This window comes from Micromonospora yongxingensis (genome assembly GCF_052601155.1).
The window spans coordinates 120,049-136,388 of sequence record NZ_JBQXEO010000003.1 but is presented as its reverse complement, the minus strand read 5'-3'; the positions used below and the strand labels follow the sequence as shown (position 1 = coordinate 136,388).

General features: G+C 73.0%; 14 protein-coding genes. 9 read left to right on the top strand and 5 right to left on the bottom strand.

Annotation, left to right across the window (positions count from 1 at the left end; genetic code table 11):
* Positions 1-14: 14 nt before the first annotated feature.
* On the bottom strand, positions 15-1,031 hold the full coding sequence (locus ACTWLT_RS06155; RefSeq protein WP_445317491.1) for a YhgE/Pip domain-containing protein: 1,017 nt from the start codon (positions 1,029-1,031) through the stop codon (positions 15-17).
* An 84-nt stretch (positions 1,032-1,115) separates the two neighbouring features.
* Between ACTWLT_RS06155 and ACTWLT_RS06150 the strand changes: the two genes are divergently transcribed.
* Complete coding sequence (locus tag ACTWLT_RS06150; RefSeq protein ID WP_445317490.1) at positions 1,116-2,156, top strand: S66 family peptidase; 1,041 nt, start codon at positions 1,116-1,118, stop codon at positions 2,154-2,156.
* A 27-nt stretch (positions 2,157-2,183) separates the two neighbouring features.
* Here ACTWLT_RS06150 and ACTWLT_RS06145 read toward each other — a convergent pair whose 3' ends face one another.
* Positions 2,184-3,098 (bottom strand): cyclase family protein, encoded by a 915-nt coding sequence (locus ACTWLT_RS06145; protein WP_445317489.1) that lies wholly within the window; start codon positions 3,096-3,098, stop codon positions 2,184-2,186.
* A gap of 268 nt (positions 3,099-3,366) precedes the next feature.
* Here ACTWLT_RS06145 and mfd point away from each other — a divergent pair, with 268 nt between their 5' ends.
* From mfd to ACTWLT_RS06125, 4 genes are all read left to right on the top strand, one after another.
* Entirely contained in the window at positions 3,367-7,008 is a 3,642-nt protein-coding gene (mfd, locus tag ACTWLT_RS06140) for a transcription-repair coupling factor (RefSeq protein WP_252415770.1), read from the top strand.
* A 47-nt stretch (positions 7,009-7,055) separates the two neighbouring features.
* Complete coding sequence (locus ACTWLT_RS06135) at positions 7,056-7,844, top strand: hypothetical protein (protein ID WP_252415769.1); 789 nt, start codon at positions 7,056-7,058, stop codon at positions 7,842-7,844.
* A gap of 2 nt (positions 7,845-7,846) precedes the next feature.
* Positions 7,847-8,848 (top strand): nucleoside triphosphate pyrophosphohydrolase, encoded by a 1,002-nt coding sequence (locus ACTWLT_RS06130; RefSeq protein WP_445317488.1) that lies wholly within the window; start codon positions 7,847-7,849, stop codon positions 8,846-8,848.
* 98 nt (positions 8,849-8,946) lie between these two features.
* Positions 8,947-10,566: a DUF885 domain-containing protein gene (locus ACTWLT_RS06125; protein ID WP_445317487.1), complete on the top strand. Its 1,620-nt coding sequence runs from the start codon at positions 8,947-8,949 to the stop codon at positions 10,564-10,566.
* On the opposite strand, the gene nudC is transcribed toward ACTWLT_RS06125, so the two are convergent.
* Both nudC and ACTWLT_RS06115 read right to left on the bottom strand, forming a co-directional pair.
* Positions 10,563-11,435: an NAD(+) diphosphatase gene (gene nudC, locus ACTWLT_RS06120; protein WP_445317486.1), complete on the bottom strand. Its 873-nt coding sequence runs from the start codon at positions 11,433-11,435 to the stop codon at positions 10,563-10,565. The two genes, ACTWLT_RS06125 and nudC, sit on opposite strands and share 4 nt — an antisense overlap.
* The gene (locus tag ACTWLT_RS06115) at positions 11,432-12,124 is read right to left on the bottom strand and encodes a hypothetical protein (protein WP_445317485.1); all 693 of its coding nucleotides are present in this window, start codon (positions 12,122-12,124) and stop codon (positions 11,432-11,434) included. The genes nudC and ACTWLT_RS06115 overlap by 4 nt, the downstream gene beginning before the upstream one ends.
* Before the next feature lie 213 nt (positions 12,125-12,337).
* Between ACTWLT_RS06115 and eno the strand changes: the two genes are divergently transcribed.
* The 4 genes from eno to ACTWLT_RS06095 are packed head-to-tail and all read left to right on the top strand — an operon-like array spanning position 12,338 to position 15,426.
* Positions 12,338-13,621, top strand: a complete 1,284-nt coding sequence (eno, locus tag ACTWLT_RS06110; protein ID WP_252419333.1) for a phosphopyruvate hydratase — start codon at positions 12,338-12,340, stop codon at positions 13,619-13,621.
* Between the two features lie 32 nt (positions 13,622-13,653).
* Positions 13,654-14,295: an FtsB family cell division protein gene (locus tag ACTWLT_RS06105; protein ID WP_445317484.1), complete on the top strand. Its 642-nt coding sequence runs from the start codon at positions 13,654-13,656 to the stop codon at positions 14,293-14,295.
* 34 nt (positions 14,296-14,329) lie between these two features.
* Entirely contained in the window at positions 14,330-14,887 is a 558-nt protein-coding gene (locus tag ACTWLT_RS06100; RefSeq protein WP_445317483.1) for a DUF501 domain-containing protein, read from the top strand.
* A complete protein-coding gene (locus ACTWLT_RS06095) occupies positions 14,884-15,426 on the top strand; it encodes an amino-acid N-acetyltransferase (RefSeq protein WP_252419330.1) in 543 nt (180 codons plus the stop codon). The genes ACTWLT_RS06100 and ACTWLT_RS06095 overlap by 4 nt, the downstream gene beginning before the upstream one ends.
* Here ACTWLT_RS06095 and ACTWLT_RS06090 read toward each other — a convergent pair whose 3' ends face one another.
* Complete coding sequence (locus ACTWLT_RS06090) at positions 15,427-16,308, bottom strand: CE1 family esterase (protein ID WP_445317482.1); 882 nt, start codon at positions 16,306-16,308, stop codon at positions 15,427-15,429.
* Between the last annotated feature and the right edge of the window lie 32 nt (positions 16,309-16,340).

Below are 16,340 nucleotides of genomic sequence, written 5' to 3'. Positions count from 1 at the left end.
GAACACCTCGGAGATCACTCAACGGCCCGCGTGGGTGCCGCCCGACGGCCCCGGACCAGGGTGGCGGCGATCAGCGCGACGAGCCCGAGGACCGTCCAGATCGCCAGCCCGGTGGCCGGCCAGCCGATCGAGCGCCGGTCGAAGTACACCGCCGACTTGATCAGATCCGTGGCCAACCCGGGCACGTTCCACCGGTGCATCCCGCGCAGCCAGGTGGGCAGGAACTCGGGGGCGTAGATGCCGCCGGAGCCGGGGTTGCCGAGCACCACCAGCAGCAGGATGACCAGCCCCGTGCCGAGCACGCCCAGCCAGCCCTGGATCGCGGCGGCGACCATCGCGGCGGCGAAGGCGGCCAGCATGCCGGCGCCGGCGACGGCCGGCAGGTCGTGGTCCCAGACGTCCAGCACCGGGCCGACGATCACCGCGCCGATGATGCCGAGCGCCACGCTGTGCACCGCGAGCGCGCCGATCCGCAGGCCGGCGCGGCGCAGGGTGCGCGGTGCGGTGCCGAGGGAGATGCCGAGCGCGGTCGAGGCCAGGTAGCCGCCGAGGACGTACCCGATGGCCAGGTAGAACGGCACCAGGCCGCGCGGGTCGCTGCCGGCCACCGGCACCTCGTCGGTCACGCGCAGCGGCAGCCGGGCCTGCTGGGCGGCGCTGGTGAGCACCTGGACGACCAGCTCGGTGGCGGCCGGCGCGCCGGCGCTGGCGGTGGTGAGCACCAGCCCGCCGTCGGGCGTGGAGGTGAGCACCGCGTACACCTCGCGGCTGGTCAGGCCATCGTTGGCGGCACCCGGGTCGTCGTACCCGACGGCTTTGATCTTGTTGGTGCGGTCGCGCACGGCGGTCAGGACGCTGCGCGCGGGCTGGTCGCCCATCGCCACGCCGACCGGCACGTCCCGGGGGTTGGGCTGGTGCAACGCGCCGACATAGGCGGCGATGAACGCGGTGGCCAGCGCCAGGGTGCCGAGCAGCAGGCCGACGGTACGGGGCAGCCAGTCGCGTACCCGGACCTCCGGCGCCTCGTCCACCAGGTCAGCCTAGGGTGACGTTTGCCCTGTTTGTAGCGTTTCTCGGGGCGGAAATCCGCTGGCCCGGACCGCTACCGTTCGATCATGGACGCTCCGCGATATCCCACCAAGCCGAAGCCGGGCGACCGGGTCGCCGTCGTCTCACCCTCAGCCGGCCTGCCGGGCCTCTTCCCGCACGTGTACGAGCTGGGGCTGCGCCGGCTGCGCGAGGAGTTCGACCTGGAGCCGGTGGAGTACCCGACCACCCGCGTGATGGGGGCCGACCCGCGCGACCGGGCCCGCGACCTGACCGCCGCCTTCGCCGACCCGGCCATCACGGCGGTGCTCGCCACCGTCGGCGGGGACGACCTGCTCACCGTCACCCCGCACCTCGACGACGACGTGCTGCGGGCCAACCCCAAGCCCTACTTCGGCTACTCCGACAACACCAACGTGCTCAACCACCTGCACCGGCTGGGGATCGTGGCGTACCACGGCGGGTCGGTGCTGGTGCACCTCGGCCGGCCGGGCGTGCCGCACCCGCTGACCTTCGACTCACTGCGCGCGGCGCTCTTCACCACCGACTGGTACGACCTCACCCCGGCCACCGAATGGGGCGACGAGCCGCGCGACTGGCGCGACCCGGCCACGCTCGCCGAGGAGCCGGTGATGCTGCCGGGGGAGGGCTGGCACTGGCAGGGGCCGGCGCGGGTGGTGCGCGGACGCACCTGGGGCGGCAACCTGGAGGTCCTCAACTGGCTGCTCGCCGCCGACCGGGTCGCCCCGACGGCGTCGCTGGCCGGCTCGGTGCTGCTGGTCGAGACCTCCGAGGAGCTGCCCCCGGCCACCGAGGTCTACCGGATCCTGCGCAGCATGGGGGAGCGCGGCCTGCTCGCCGGCTTCCCGGCGGTGCTGGTCGGCCGGGCCAAGGCGTGGGACTTCGACCGGCCGCACACCCTCGACGAACGCCGGGCGTACGCGGAGGCGCAGCGGGCCGCGGTGACCCGGGCCTGCGCCGAGTACGCCCCGGACGCGGTCGTGGTCTTCGACGTCGACCTCGGGCACACCGACCCGCAACTGATCGTCCCGTACGGCGGGGAGGTCCTGGTGGACGCGGTCGAGCGCCGCATCTCGGTGCGCTACTGACCTGTCCCGTCGGCCCTCGACCGCGCTTCAGTCCCTGACGGCGGCGAAGGCGCGGACCGGGAAGGTGCCCATGCCGGCGACCCGGGGCGGGACGGCGGTGAACCGGAAGCCGCTCGGCGGCAGCGCGTCCAGGCCGGTCAGGTGCTCGACGATCGGGATGCCGGCGGCGAGCAGCGTGCTGTGCGCGGGGCGTTCTCCGCCAGCCATGGGGCTCATGTCGTCGATGTTGATCGAGTCGATGCCGACCAGGACCGCGCCGGCGTCGGCCAGTGCCTGGGCGGCGTCCCCGGTGAGGTGCGGCGCCTCCGGCGCGCCGTACCGCTCGGTGCCGAAGTGCGCAGCCCAGCCGGTGTGCAGCAGCACGGCCCGCCCGGCCACCTCGTACGGCGCCAGCATCAGCCGGTCCACCGCCCGGGTGCCGGCCGGCACCCGGACCACCACGCCCGGCAGGTCGGCGAGCCGGTCCAGGGGCACCCTGGTCAGGTCCTCGCCGTCGGCCCAGCGGTGCGCCGGGGTGTCCAGGTACGTGCCGGTGTTGGCGATCATGTCGATCCGGGCCACCCGGAACTCGGTGCCCGGCGCGTAGTTCGCCCGGGACGCCGCGAAGGTCAGCCAGTCACCGATCCGCGGGCCGGGCCAGCCGGGCAGGGTGGTCATCCCGTCGCGGATCACGTGGCTCAGCTCGACCAGCCGCCGGCCGGTGCCGGGTTCACCGGCGGCGACGCCCCGGCCGCCCTTGTGCGGCTCCTCGATGATCGTCTTCGCGCTGATCCGGACCTCCGCGACCATCAACAGCCCGAGATGCCGGACGAACAGCGCGGCCAAGTCCTCGTCGGTGATCTCCCGACCCGGGATGTCCAGCCGGAACCCCTCGGTCCGCAGCCCACCACCGTTGGCGAAGCTCACCTCGGCGTCGAACTGCGCCCTGCACTGCTCGCTCATGCGGAAACCCGACCACACCGATCGGCGACCGGTCAAGATCAATCTCGCGCGGCTCGCGCAACTTCAGGGTTGTAGTGGCCTCCCGCGCGCCGGAGGCACTACATCCCCGACGTTGTGTGGATCTCGGTGGTGCGGGCGTACGGCGCGGCGGACCTGGGCGGAAGGGGATGGGTGTCGGCCGACGGGGATAGGCTGGTCGTCGTGCACCCCCCGTCCGACCGGACGAGGGGCAGCCGTCGTGTGCGTCGACTCCCCTGGAAGTGATCACATGCTCACCGGTCTGTTCTCCGCCGCCCTGGCCGACCCCGGGCTGACCCGGGCGCGTGACCTGGCGCGCTCCGGTGCCGCGCAGGTCGACGGCCTCGACATCACCGCCCCACCGGCGCTGCGCCCGTTCGCGGTGGCCGCCGTCGCCGCCGACCCCGACGGCGTCGCTGGCGGCGCCGGCCGGCCGGTGCTGGCCGTGACCGCCACCACCCGCGAGGCCGACGACCTGGCCGCCGCGCTGGGCGGGCTGCTGCCGGCCGAGCAGGTGGCGGTCTTCCCGTCCTGGGAGACCCTGCCGCACGAGCGGCTCTCCCCGCGCTCGGACACGGTCGGCCGCCGGCTGGCCGTGCTGCGCCGGTTGGCGCACCCGGAGTCGGCCGACGCGCACGGCCGCACCGGGCCGCTGCGGGTGCTCGTGGCGCCGGTCCGCTCGCTGCTCCAACCGCAGCTCAAGGGGCTCGGTGACCTGGAGCCGGTGCAGCTCGCCGCCGGCGAGGAGGCCGACCTGGAGGAGGTCGCCCGCCGGCTGATCGACATGGCGTACGCCCGGGTCGACCTGGTCACCAAGCGTGGCGAGTTCGCGGTGCGCGGCGGCATCCTCGACGTCTTCCCGCCCACCGACGAACATCCGTCGCGGGTCGAGTTCTGGGGTGACGAGGTGGAGGAGATCCGCACCTTCGCCGTCGCCGACCAGCGCACCATCGAGCAGGTCCCGCTGCTGTGGGCACCGCCCTGCCGGGAGCTGCTGCTGACCCCCGAGGTCAGGGCCCGGGCCGCCGCGCTGGCGCAGGAGCACCCCGAGCTGGCCGAGATCCTGGACAAGCTGGCCGAGGGCATCCCGGTGGAGGGGATGGAGTCGCTGGCGCCGGTGCTCGTCGGCCCCGACTCCCTGGAGCTGGTGCTCGACACCATGCCGACCGGCACCCACGTGCTGCTGTGCGACCCGGAGCGGATCCGCACCCGGGCCCACGACCTGGTGCGTACCTCGGAGGAGTTCCTCCAGGCCAGCTGGGCCGCCGCGGCGGTCGGCGGCCAGGCACCGGTGGACGTCGGGGCCGCCGCCTTCCGCACGCTCGGCGAGGTGCGCGCCGCCGCCGGCAAGCTGGGCCAGCCGTGGTGGACGCTGTCCCCGTTCGGCCTGACGGAGGCGGACACCGCCGAGCCGCGGCAGCCCTGGGAGGACGCCCCCGAGCAGGCCGCTGTCACCCCGGACGACGCCATCGCGGTGACCCTGGCCGCCCAGCCGGCCCCGCTCTACCACGGTGAGACCGCACGGGTGGTCGACGACCTCAAGCGTTGGGCCGGCGAGGGCTGGTCGATCGCGCTGGTCTTCGAGGGGCACGGCCCGGCCCAGCGTGCGGTCGAGGTGCTGCGCGACGCCGGGCTGGGTGCCCGGCTCGCCGAGGAGGTGCCGACCGCGCCCGTTCCTGGCGAGCTGGTGGTCACCTGCGGCGCGCTGGGCAGCGGGTTCGTCGACGAGGCGTCCCGCTTCGTGCTGCTGACCGGGAACGACGTGACCGGCGGCCGGGGCACCTCCACCCGCGACATGCGCAAGATGCCGAGCCGGCGGCGCAACACCATCGACCCGCTGGAGCTCAAGGCCGGCGACTTCGTGGTGCACGAGCAGCACGGCATCGGCCGGTACGTGGAGCTGGTGCAGCGCACCGTCAACGGCGCCAGCCGGGAATACCTGGTCATCGAGTACGCGGCCAGCAAGCGGGGCCAGCCCGGCGACCGGCTGTTCGTCCCGACCGACCAGCTCGACCAGCTCTCCCGCTACGTGGGCGGCGAGCAGCCGACACTGCACAAGATGGGCGGCTCGGACTGGCAGAAGTCCAAGGCCCGCGCCCGCAAGGCGGTCCGGGAGATCGCCGCGCAGCTGATCCAGCTCTACGCCGCCCGGAAGGCGTCGAAGGGGCACTCGTTCGGCCCGGACACGCCGTGGCAGCGGGAGCTGGAGGACGCGTTCCCCTGGCAGGAGACGCCGGACCAGCTCGCCGCGATCGACGAGGTCAAGCGGGACATGGAGCAGACCGTCCCGATGGACCGGCTGATCTGCGGCGACGTCGGCTACGGCAAGACCGAGATCGCGGTCCGGGCGGCGTTCAAGGCCGTGCAGGACGGCAAGCAGGTGGCGGTGCTGGTGCCGACCACGCTGCTGGTGCAGCAGCACTACAACACGTTCGCCGAGCGGATGAGCCAGTTCCCGGTGGAGATCCGGCAGCTGTCCCGGTTCCAGACTCCGAAGGAGACTGAGCGGACGCTGGAGATGGTCGCCGACGGCACCGTCGACATCGTCATCGGCACCCACCGGCTGCTGCAGACCGCCACCCGGTTCAAGCAGCTGGGTCTGGTGATCGTCGACGAGGAGCAGCGCTTCGGTGTCGAGCACAAGGAGCACCTGAAGACGCTGCGCGCCTCGGTCGACGTGCTGAGCATGTCCGCCACCCCGATCCCGCGCACCCTGGAGATGGCGATCACCGGCATCCGGGAGATGTCCACGATCGCCACGCCGCCGGAGGAGCGGCACCCGGTCCTCACGTTCGTCGGGGCGCAGGACGACCGGCAGGTCGCCGCGTCGATCCACCGGGAGCTCCTGCGTGACGGGCAGGTCTTCTACCTGCACAACCGGGTCGAGTCGATCGACCGGGCGGCGCGGCGGCTGCGGGAGCTGGTGCCCGAGGCCCGGGTCGCGGTGGCGCACGGCCAGATGGGCGAGGACGCCCTGGAGAAGGTCATGGTCGGCTTCTGGGAGAAGGAGTTCGACGTCCTGGTCTGCACCACGATCGTGGAGTCCGGCATCGACATCCCGAACGCCAACACCCTGATCGTGGAGCGGGCCGACCTGCTGGGTCTGGCCCAGCTGCACCAGATCCGTGGCCGGGTCGGCCGGGGCCGGGAGCGGGCGTACGCCTACTTCCTCTACCCGCCGGAGAAGCCGCTCACCGAGCACGCCCACGAGCGGCTGGCCACCATCGCCCAGCACACCGAGCTGGGCGCCGGCATGTACGTGGCGATGAAGGACCTGGAGATCCGGGGCGCCGGCAACCTGCTCGGCGGCGAGCAGTCCGGGCACATCGAGGGTGTCGGCTTCGACCTGTACGTGCGGATGGTCGGCGAGGCGGTCTCCGCGTTCAAGGGCGAGCGTCCGGAGGAGGAGGCCGATGTCAAGATCGACCTGCCGGTCGACGCGCACCTGCCGCACGACTACGTGAGCGTGGAGCGGCTGCGGTTGGAGATGTACCGCAAGCTCGCCGAGGCGCGTGACGAGGAGCGGCTGCGCGAGGTGGTCGCCGAGATGACCGACCGGTACGGCGAGCCACCGGCCCCGGTGCAGAACCTGGTGGCGGTCGCCCGGTTCCGTCTGCTGGCCCGTCGGTACGGCCTCTCCGACGTGTCGATGCAGGGCAAGCACGTACGGTTCGGGCCGCTGCCGCTGCCCGACTCGAAGCAGATGCGGCTGAAGCGCTACCACCCGGACGCGGTCTACAAGCAGGCCACCGACCAGGTCAGCGTGCCCCGGCCGACCACCCGTCGGGTCGGTGGCGAGCCGCTGCGCGACCAGGCGCTGCTCGAGTGGTGCGCCCAACTGCTCTCCGATGTGCTGGGCGCCCCCGCCCCACTGGCGGTGGCGGCCGGGTGAGGTGGGGGCCGTCACAGCACGGGAGAGAGCATGAGAGAGTGACGGGCATGCGTGCTCGCCGTCTGATCGCCGCCGCCAGCGTCGCGGCCCTGGGTGTCCTCTCCCTCGCCGCCTGCGGGAAGTCCGCACCGGACGTCGCCGCGTACGTCGGTGACGCCACCTACTCGGTGCAGCGGGTCGACGAGATCTACGCCGACGTGCAGGCGAAGTACGGCGACGCCGTCCGGCAGGAGGCCGGTCAGGCCGGTGCGACGCCGTCGCCGGAGCAGCTGCGGTCCGCCGTCACCCGGCAGGACGTGGTGAACCTGCTGGTCAGCCTGGAGCTGGGCAAGAGGGTTGCGGCGGCGAAGAACCTCCAGGTGCCCGACGAGGTGACCCCGCAGCAGTTGGAGCAGAACCTGCGGGTGCCGGCCAGCACCGAGTACACCAAGCTCTGGGGCGAGTGGATCGACCTGCTCCAGGTGCTCAACCAGCAGCTTCCGCCCGCCGAGTTGAGCGACGACTCGGTGATGGCCGTCTACCAGGCCCTCACGAAGACCGGCGCGATCCAGGGCGGGATGCCGGTGGCCGACGTCCGCCGAGCGTTCGGCGACGCCGGCTTCGTCCGCGCCGCCACCGCCCTCAGCACCGCGCTGGAGGAGGAGGCGACGAAGGTCGACGTCTCGATCAACCCGCGTTACCGGGCGGTCGGGGTGCCGTCGGTGGTGAGCACCGGCCAGTCGCTGGTCTTCTACTCGCTTCCGTACATCAACGAGGATGGTCCGGTCACCGACATCTCCAGCCCGGAGCCGGCGGCGTCGAGTGCCGCCCCGGAGACCGAGGGCACGGCCAGCTGAGCATGTCGGCACGGATCGTCCTGCTGGTCACCTCACCCCGGCTGCCGGCCGGCCTGATGACCTCGGCTGCCTGGGATGTCGTACGCGCGCACCCGGTGCTGACCGGCGCGGAGAGCGAGCTGGTCACGGCCGTGCGCCAGGCGGGCGCCGAGGTCACCGTCGTGGATGGCCCGGCGACACAGCCGCTGCTGGACACGGTGGCGGCGCACGGGGCTGCGGTGTGGCTGGCCGGTCCGGCCGGCGACGAGGCGTTGGCGCGGGAGCTGGGTCTGCGGCTGGCCCGGGAGCCGGGGCTGGCCGAGCTGGAGCTGATGTACGGCTCGTGGGACCCGCCGGGTGCCCGGCTGCTGGACGCGGTGGCCGTCATGGACCGGCTGGCGTCCCCGGGCGGCGACCCGTGGAAGCGGGCACAGACGCACCGCAGCCTCGCCGGTTTTCTGCTGGAGGAGAGCTACGAGGCCTACGACGCGATCAGCGCCGGTGACACGGACGCGCTGCGCGAGGAGTTGGGTGACGTGCTGCTCCAGGTGGTGCTGCACGCCCGTCTCGCCGAGGAGTTGCCCGAGGACGAGCGCTGGAACGTCGACGACGTGGCCGGTGGCCTGGTCGACAAGATGATCCGCCGCAATCCGCACGTCTTCGCCGGTGCGGAGACGGGCACGCTGGAGGAGATCACCGCCAACTGGGAGCGGATCAAGAAGGCCGAGAAGGCACGTGAGTCGGTGCTGGACGGTGTGGCCCTGAGCCAGCCCGCCCTCGCCCTGGCCGCGAAGATCCTGGACCGGGCGGCACGGGTCGGCCTGGCCGTCCCACCCCCACTGGCCGACTCCCAGGTGGACGAGGAGGCACGACTCGGCGCCAGCCTCCTGGCCACGGTCGCCGCAGCCCGCCACGCCGACCTGGATCCAGAGGCAGCCCTCCGCCGCACCACCCTGGCCTACGCCGAAGCCGTCCGCACCGCCGAACGCACCCCACCACCCACCCCACCCACTGACCCCCGCTGATCATGAAGTTGTTGCCACGACGCGCCGAGGCGGACGGCAACAAGTTCATGATCGACGGAAGTGGCGGCTGGGCAGGGGGCGGTCGGTAGGGTCGGGGGGTGGAAGCGTTTGGGGTTCTCGCGGAACGGGTTGTCGAGGCGTTACTGGAGAGCCGGCCGGGGGTCGCCACCGCGGCCGGGGACCATCGGTACGACGACCGTCTGCCCGACCTGTCCGCGGACGCTCTCGCCGCCGACCGGGCGATGCTCTCCGACGCGGCCAACGCTCTGTCCGAACTGGACCCCGATTCGCTCGACATCGAGGAGCAGGTCGACCACGCGCTGCTCACCTCCTTCGTGGATCGGGAGCTGTTCGAGCTGACCGAGATCCGCTCGCACGAGTGGGACCCGCTGCGCCACAACCCCGGCCCGCTGCTGCATCCGCTGCTGGCCCGCCCGTACGCCCCGGTCGAGGTGCGACTGACCCAGCTGGCGGGCCGGCTCGCCGCCGTACCGGACGCCCTGGCCACCGCCCGCGCGACGCTGCGGGACATGCCGCGGATCCACGCCGAGACGGCGGTCGGGCAGTTCACCGGCACGGCCGCACTGATCCGCGACGAGCTGCCGGCGCTGCTCGCGCAGGCACCCGGCAGCCTCGACCGGGTGGAGCCGGCGGCCACCGGAGCCATCGCCGCGCTGGAGGAGTTCGTCGCCTGGCTGCGCGTCGGCCTGGCCGCCGACGCCGGCCCGGGCCGTGATCCCCGGCTCGGTCGCCGCCGCTGGGAGGCCCGACTCTGGCACACCCTGGACACCGAGCTGGGCGCGGCCGAGATCCAGCGTCGTGCCTGGGCCAACCTGGACCGGGTCACCGCCGAGATCCGCGAGGCGTCCGTCGAGCTGGTCGGCGGCCGGGCCGACGACGCGGCGGTACGGCGGGCGCTGGACGTGCTCGCCGCCGAGCACCCGGACGACGCGACGATCGTCGAGCTGGCCGGGGTGACCCTGGACGAGGCGACCGACTTCGTCCGCGCGCACGACCTGGTCACGCTCGTCGATGACCGGTGCGTGATCCAGGAGATGCCCGAGTTCGCCCGAGGGGTCGCGGTGGCGTACTGCGACGCGCCCGGTCCGCTGGAGACCGCCACCCTGCCGACCTTCTACTGCATCGCACCCACCCCGGCGGAGTGGCCGGCCCAGCGGGTCGAGTCGTTCTACCGCGAGTACAACGACCACATGATCCGCAACCTGACCGTGCACGAGGCCATGCCCGGGCACTTCCTCCAGCTCGCCCACGCCCGCCGCTACGTCGGCGGCACCCGGGTCCGGGCGCTGGCCGAGTCGGGCCCGTTCATCGAGGGCTGGGCCGTGTACGCCGAGGAACTGATGGCCGGGCTCGGCTTCGGTGGCCTGCCGGTGCGGTTGCAGCAGCTCAAGATGCAGCTACGGATGACCATCAACGCGCTGCTCGACCAGTTGGTGCACGCCGAGGAGTTGCCCGAGGCCGAGGCGATGGCGTTGATGACGGGGCGCGGCTTCCAGGAGGAGGGCGAGGCCGCCGGCAAGTGGCGCCGGTCGCTGCTCACGTCCACCCAGCTCTCCACCTACTTCGTGGGGTACAGCGAGGTTGCCGAGATCGCCGCCGCCCGTCCGGACGGGGTGTCGGTGCGCGACTGGCACGACGCGATGCTCGCCCACGACTGCCCGCCCCCGCGCCACCTGCGCACCCTGCTCGGGCTCTAGCCCGCCCCGGGCGGGCGGCGTCCGGCGGTCACCGTCGCGTCGATCAGCCAGCGTGAGATGGAGTACGCGGGCGGCAGCTCCGCCGGCAGCGCGTCCAGGCCGAACCAGTTGGCCCGGGTCAGCTCCCGCCCGTCCACCACCGGCTCGGCCCGGGGGTCGCCGGCACGGGCGGTGAAGCCGGCGAGCAGTACGCCCGGGCCGGAGATCGCCCACGGCTGGCTGCCGAAGTAGGCCAACCGGTCGACGGTCAGCCCGACCTCCTCGGCGACCTCCCGGTGCACGGCCGCCTCCAGGGTCTCGCCGGCCTCGACGAAGCCGGCGACCAGTGCCCACAGCCCGGTCGGCCCGGTGGCGTGCCGGACCAGCAGCAGCTCGTCGGCGCCGCCTTCCGGGCCTGGCCGGGTGATCGCCACCAGCACCGCGGCGGAGAGCTGCATCGGCACGTACAGGCCGCAGTCGGGGCAGCGCCGGGCCGTTTCGCCGGCCTGGTCGGTCAGCTCGGCCCGGCAGGCACCGCACCACCGGTGGGTACGTCGCCAGGTGACCACCGCCAGGGCGCGGCCGGCCAGCGTGGCGAGCGGTTCGGGCACCTCGGCGGCGAGCGAGGCCCAACCGCGCGCCCGGCCGGGGAACTCGTCGGCCGTGGCCAGTTCGGTCGCCCAGGCGGGCACCCCGTCGAGGGTGCCCAGTGGCACCCATCGGGTGTCGGCGGGCAGGTCGGCCACCCGTGGCACGGCCCCGTCGGTGGTGGTCACCAGCTTCGCGCCGAGCACCGGCAGGGCGAGGTCGGTGGGTGCGGGCGGGCCGCCGAGGTCTGCCCCCGGCTGGAACCCGACGCGTGGTGTGGACCCGACGGTCGGGCCGGTCACGAGCCGCCCGGCCGGCGGTCCACCACGCCGGCGCCGGCGGGCGGGTCGAACGCGTCCTTCGCCACGGTCTCGGAGTAGCGGCTCAGCGCCAGCTCCATCGGCTTGCCGTCGACCGGCCCGGTGAAGCTGCCCAGCACGCCCTCGGTGGTGACGCAGGCGGTGAAGTCGCCGTCCGACCGCTCGACCTCCACGCAGGTGGCGTGGTGCCCGGCGACGGTGGTGTCGCTCTGCCGGATGACCGCCTGCGGGTCGAGCGCGGCGGCGGTCAGCAGGCCGACCACCACCGGCGGCGTGACCAGGCCCTGCCGGTTGGCCTCGTCGAAGAGCGCCACGGTGGGCTTGCTGGCCGGGGTCGGTGGCGCGACGATGGTGCACGCCGTGCGGCCGTCGGCCGCTGTGCACCGCGTGATCGCCTCCGGGGTGACGGTGAGTCGCCCACCGGGATACGTGTACGCGGAGCGGGCCGGATCCTGCGCCTGCACGATCGCCGCGCGCTCCCCGCCCGGGAGCTGGTAGTCGGCCGAGTAGGTCGACTCCAGCGCGCGGTCCAGCCGGGCGGCGAGGTCGTTGACCAGGTCGGAACGCCCCATCGCTCGTCCGGCGTCCTCGAATGTCTGACAGCCGGTGACCGTGAGCGACGCGATGACCGACACGGCGAACATGCGGAGGGTGGTCGAGGCGGCGGGCATGGCGACCAGCCTGGTGGATCGAGTCGGCGCAGCGCAAACCCGTTGCCGGTTGACGCCCGGAAATCCGGGAATGTCCGTCAGTGCGGGGCGAGCCGGGTACGCGGGCGACGCCGTGCCCGTTCCCGTGGCCCGATACGCTGCGTGCAACACCTGCCTCAGCCGCACCGTCGCGGCCCACCCACGGACCGGATAACAACAACGAGGAGCGACTCAGTGGCAACCATCGAGGGAATCGTCGCCCGGGAGATTCTCGACTCGCGGGGCAACCCGACGGTCGAGGTCGAGGTCGGCCTGGACGACGGCACGGTGGCCCGCGCCGCAGTGCCGTCCGGCGCCTCCACCGGCGCTTTCGAGGCGATCGAGCTGCGCGACGGTGACACCGACCGTTACCAGGGCAAGGGCGTGGAGAAGGCGGTCTCCAACGTCGAAGACAAGATCGTCGACCAGATCATCGGGTACGAGGCCAGCGAGCAGCGGCTGATCGACCAGAAGATGCTCGACATCGACGGCACCGACAGCAAGTCGGAGCTGGGCGCGAACGCCATCCTCGGCGTCTCCCTCGCGGTCGCGAAGGCCGCCGCCGGCAGCGCCGAGCTGAGCCTCTTCCGCTACCTGGGCGGCCCGAACGCGCACCTCCTGCCCGTGCCGATGATGAACATCCTCAACGGTGGCGCGCACGCCGACTCCAACGTCGACATCCAGGAGTTCATGGTCGCGCCGATCGGCGCGCCCACCTTCCGCGAGGCGCTGCGCTCCGGCGCGGAGGTCTACCACGCGCTGAAGTCGGTGCTGAAGAAGCAGGGCCTGTCGACCGGGCTCGGCGACGAGGGCGGCTTCGCTCCCAACCTGCCGACCAACGCGGCCGCGCTGGACCTGATCGCCGAGGCGGTCGAGAAGGCGGGCTACCGGCTCGGCACCGACATCGTGTTCGCGCTCGACGTGGCGGCGACGGAGTTCTTCGACAACGGCACCTACACGTTCGAGGGTGCTGCGAAGTCCGCCGAGGAGATGAGCACCTACTACACCAAGCTGGCCGACGAGTACCCGATCGTGTCGATCGAGGACCCGCTGGCGGAGGACGACTGGAGCGGCTGGCAGACGCTGACCGCCTCGATCGGCGACCGGGTGCAGATCGTCGGCGACGACCTCTTCGTGACCAACCCGCAGCGCATCGCCCGCGGCATCGCGGAGAAGGCGGCCAACGCGGTGCTGGTGAAGGTCAACCAGATCGGTTCGCTGACCGAGACCCTGGACGCGGTGGACCTGGCCCACCGGGCCGGCTTCAAGTGCATGATGAGCCACCGCTCCGGCGAGACCGAGGACACCACCATCGCCGACCTGGCGGTGGCCACGGGCTGCGGTCAGATCAAGACCGGTGCGCCGGCCCGCTCGGACCGGGTCGCGAAGTACAACCAGCTGCTCCGGATCGAGGAGGAGCTGGCCGACGCGGCGCGCTACGCCGGCGCCGGCGCGTTCCCGCGCTACCGTTCGGCCTGAGACGCACGAAACCTCGGGGGAGGGGTGTGACGATGCAGCAGCGCCGCACACCGGGTGGTCAGCGTCCCGCCCGCCGGCCGGGTCAGTCCGGCCGGCCGGGCGGCGGCCGGGCCAACCGGGGGTCGGTCCGGGAGGCCGGCGTGCGCGCCGAGCCGCGGGGTGCCGCCGGGCGGGCGCCGGGCGCTGCCCGGGGCGCCGAGGGGGTCCGCTCCGCGAACCGTCCGGCCGCGGCCCGGCGGACCGCCGCCGGTGGTTCCGTCAAACGGCTCGCCGCACCCCACCCCCGTCGCTTCACCGGCCGGGCCACCGTGCTGTTCGCGGTGCTGATCGCCCTCGCCCTCGCCTACACCTACCCGGTCCGGGTCTACCTGGATCAGCAGGCCGACATCGAACGGATGGAGGCCGCCCAGGCGGCGCAGGAGGAAGAGATCGCCAAGCTCGCCAGCGAGGCGGCCAAGTGGCAGGACGACGAGTACATCAAGACCCAGGCCCGGGAGCGGTTCTTCATGGGCCGGCAGGGCGAGAAGATGATGGTGGTGCTGCACGACCCCGAGGGCGCCGCGCGCGACGCCGGGAAGTCGGCCGCTCCGGACGCCCCGACCGGGCCGGTTACCTGGTACGACACGCTCTGGTCGAGCGTGCAGGCGGCGGACAGCCAGCAGCCGGGCAAGTGATCCACCCACCAGCGCACCAGGAGAGATGGGCACCGTGACTGTCGCACCACCGCCGGAGTCGGCGGCGGATTCCGTACCCCTGCCGCAGCGGGAGCCGGCCACGGAGGCCGACCTGGCCGCGGTGGCCGCGCAGTTGGGACGCCCTCCCCGGGGCACCCAGGCGGTGGCCCACCGCTGCCCGTGCGGCCTGCCGGACGCGGTGGAGACGACACCCCGCCTCGCCGACGGCACCCCGTTTCCCACCCTGTACTACCTGACGTGCCCCCGGGCGACGGCGGCGTGCAGCCGGCTGGAGTCGGCCGGGGTGATGAAGGAGATGGCCGAACGGCTGACGACGGATCCGGAGCTGGCCGCCCGCTACCGGGCCGCGCACGAGGACTACCTCGCCCGCCGGGAGGCCATCGGCGAGGTGCCGGAGATCGCCGGCATCTCGGCGGGCGGGATGCCGGGCAGGGTGAAGTGCCTGCACGTGCACCTGGGGCACGCGTTGGGCGCCGGCCCCGGGGTGAACCCGTTCGGCGACGAGACGCTGGAGCTGGTCGAGCCCTGGTGGACGGCCGGCCCGTGCGTGGCCGTACCGGCGACCGAATGAGCGCGGACGCCGTGTCGTCGGTGGCGGGTGCCGAGGGCCAGATCCTGGTGCGACGGGCTCGCACCGGGGATGTGCGGGGCATCCGGCGGCTGGTCGACACGTACACCGACGACCGGCGGCTGCTGAGCAAGGCCACCGTGACCCTGTACGAGGACGTGCAGGAGTTCCGGGTGGCGGTCCGGGCCTCGGACGACGCGGTGGTCGGCTGCGGCGCGCTGCACGTGATGTGGGAGGACCTGGCCGAGATTCGGACGGTGGCGGTGGATCCGTCCTGTCGGGGCCGGCGGATCGGCCACCGGCTGGTGGGTGAGTTGATCGACGCGGCCCGGGAGCTGGGTGTGGCGCGGATCTTCGTGCTCACCTTCGAGACCCGGTTCTTCGCCTCGTTCGGGTTCCAGGCGATCGACGGAGCGCCGGTGCCCCAGCCGGTCTACGAGCAGCTGCTGCGGTCGTACGACGAGGGTGTCGCCGAGTTCCTGGACCTGGAGCGGGTCAAGCCGAACACGCTGGGCAACACCCGGATGCTGCTACGCCTGTAGTCAGGCCCGGCGGGGGTGGGTCTTGAAGAAGTCCCACATCAGGTCGGTGGCCGACAGGCCCGCGGCGGGTGCGGCGAGCTGACCGGATGCCGCCCCCGGCCAGCTGTGGCCCATGTCGGCGATGGTGTGGACGTTGACGTCGCTGCCGTCGGCGCAGCGGGCCACGGTCAGGGTCGCCCCCGGCGCCCCGGACTTCTGCGGGACCGGCCGGCACTTGAGTCGCTGCTGCCAGGTCCGGATGCCCGTCTGGAAGATCGAGGCGTACCGGTCCTGGCCGCCGATGAAGGTGATCACGGAGACCGGGTTCTTCGGCAGGTAGTCCTCGGCCCTGGTCAACGTTCCGCTGTAGCCGCCGCTGACCACTCCGATCGCGGCGAACCTGCCGTCGCCTTCCACCGCCGCCCGGAAGCTCATGTCGCCGCCGTTGGAGATGCCGGTGAGGAAGACCCGGTTGGGGTCCGCCCGCCAGGTCCGCACCAGGTGGTCGGTGAGGGCGTTGAGGAAGCCCACGTCGTCCAGGGTGCCGCAGCAGACCAGCGCGTTGAAGCCGCCGCTCTGCCCGTCGGGGTAGGCGACCAGCACGTTGTCCTGGTCGGCCCTGGCGTCGAGGCCGCCCAGCTCCCGCATCAGGGCGCCGGCTCCGGGGTAGAAGTGCAGGGCGATGACCAGCGCGGACGGGCGGTTCGGGTCGTACCCGGGTGACGCGTGCAGCAGGTAGGTGCGGTCCAACCCGTTGTGCCGCAGGGTGAGCCGGTGGTCGCCGGGCGCCGGGCGTTCGCTGGACGCCGAGGGTTGGGCGGACGGGGTCGACGAGGGTCGCCCCCGCTCAGCACACGCCACGGCCACCGCGATGAGGCACAGCCCCGTCAGCACTGCCACCATCCGCCGCACGTCGGCCACCCCTCGTCGACCCG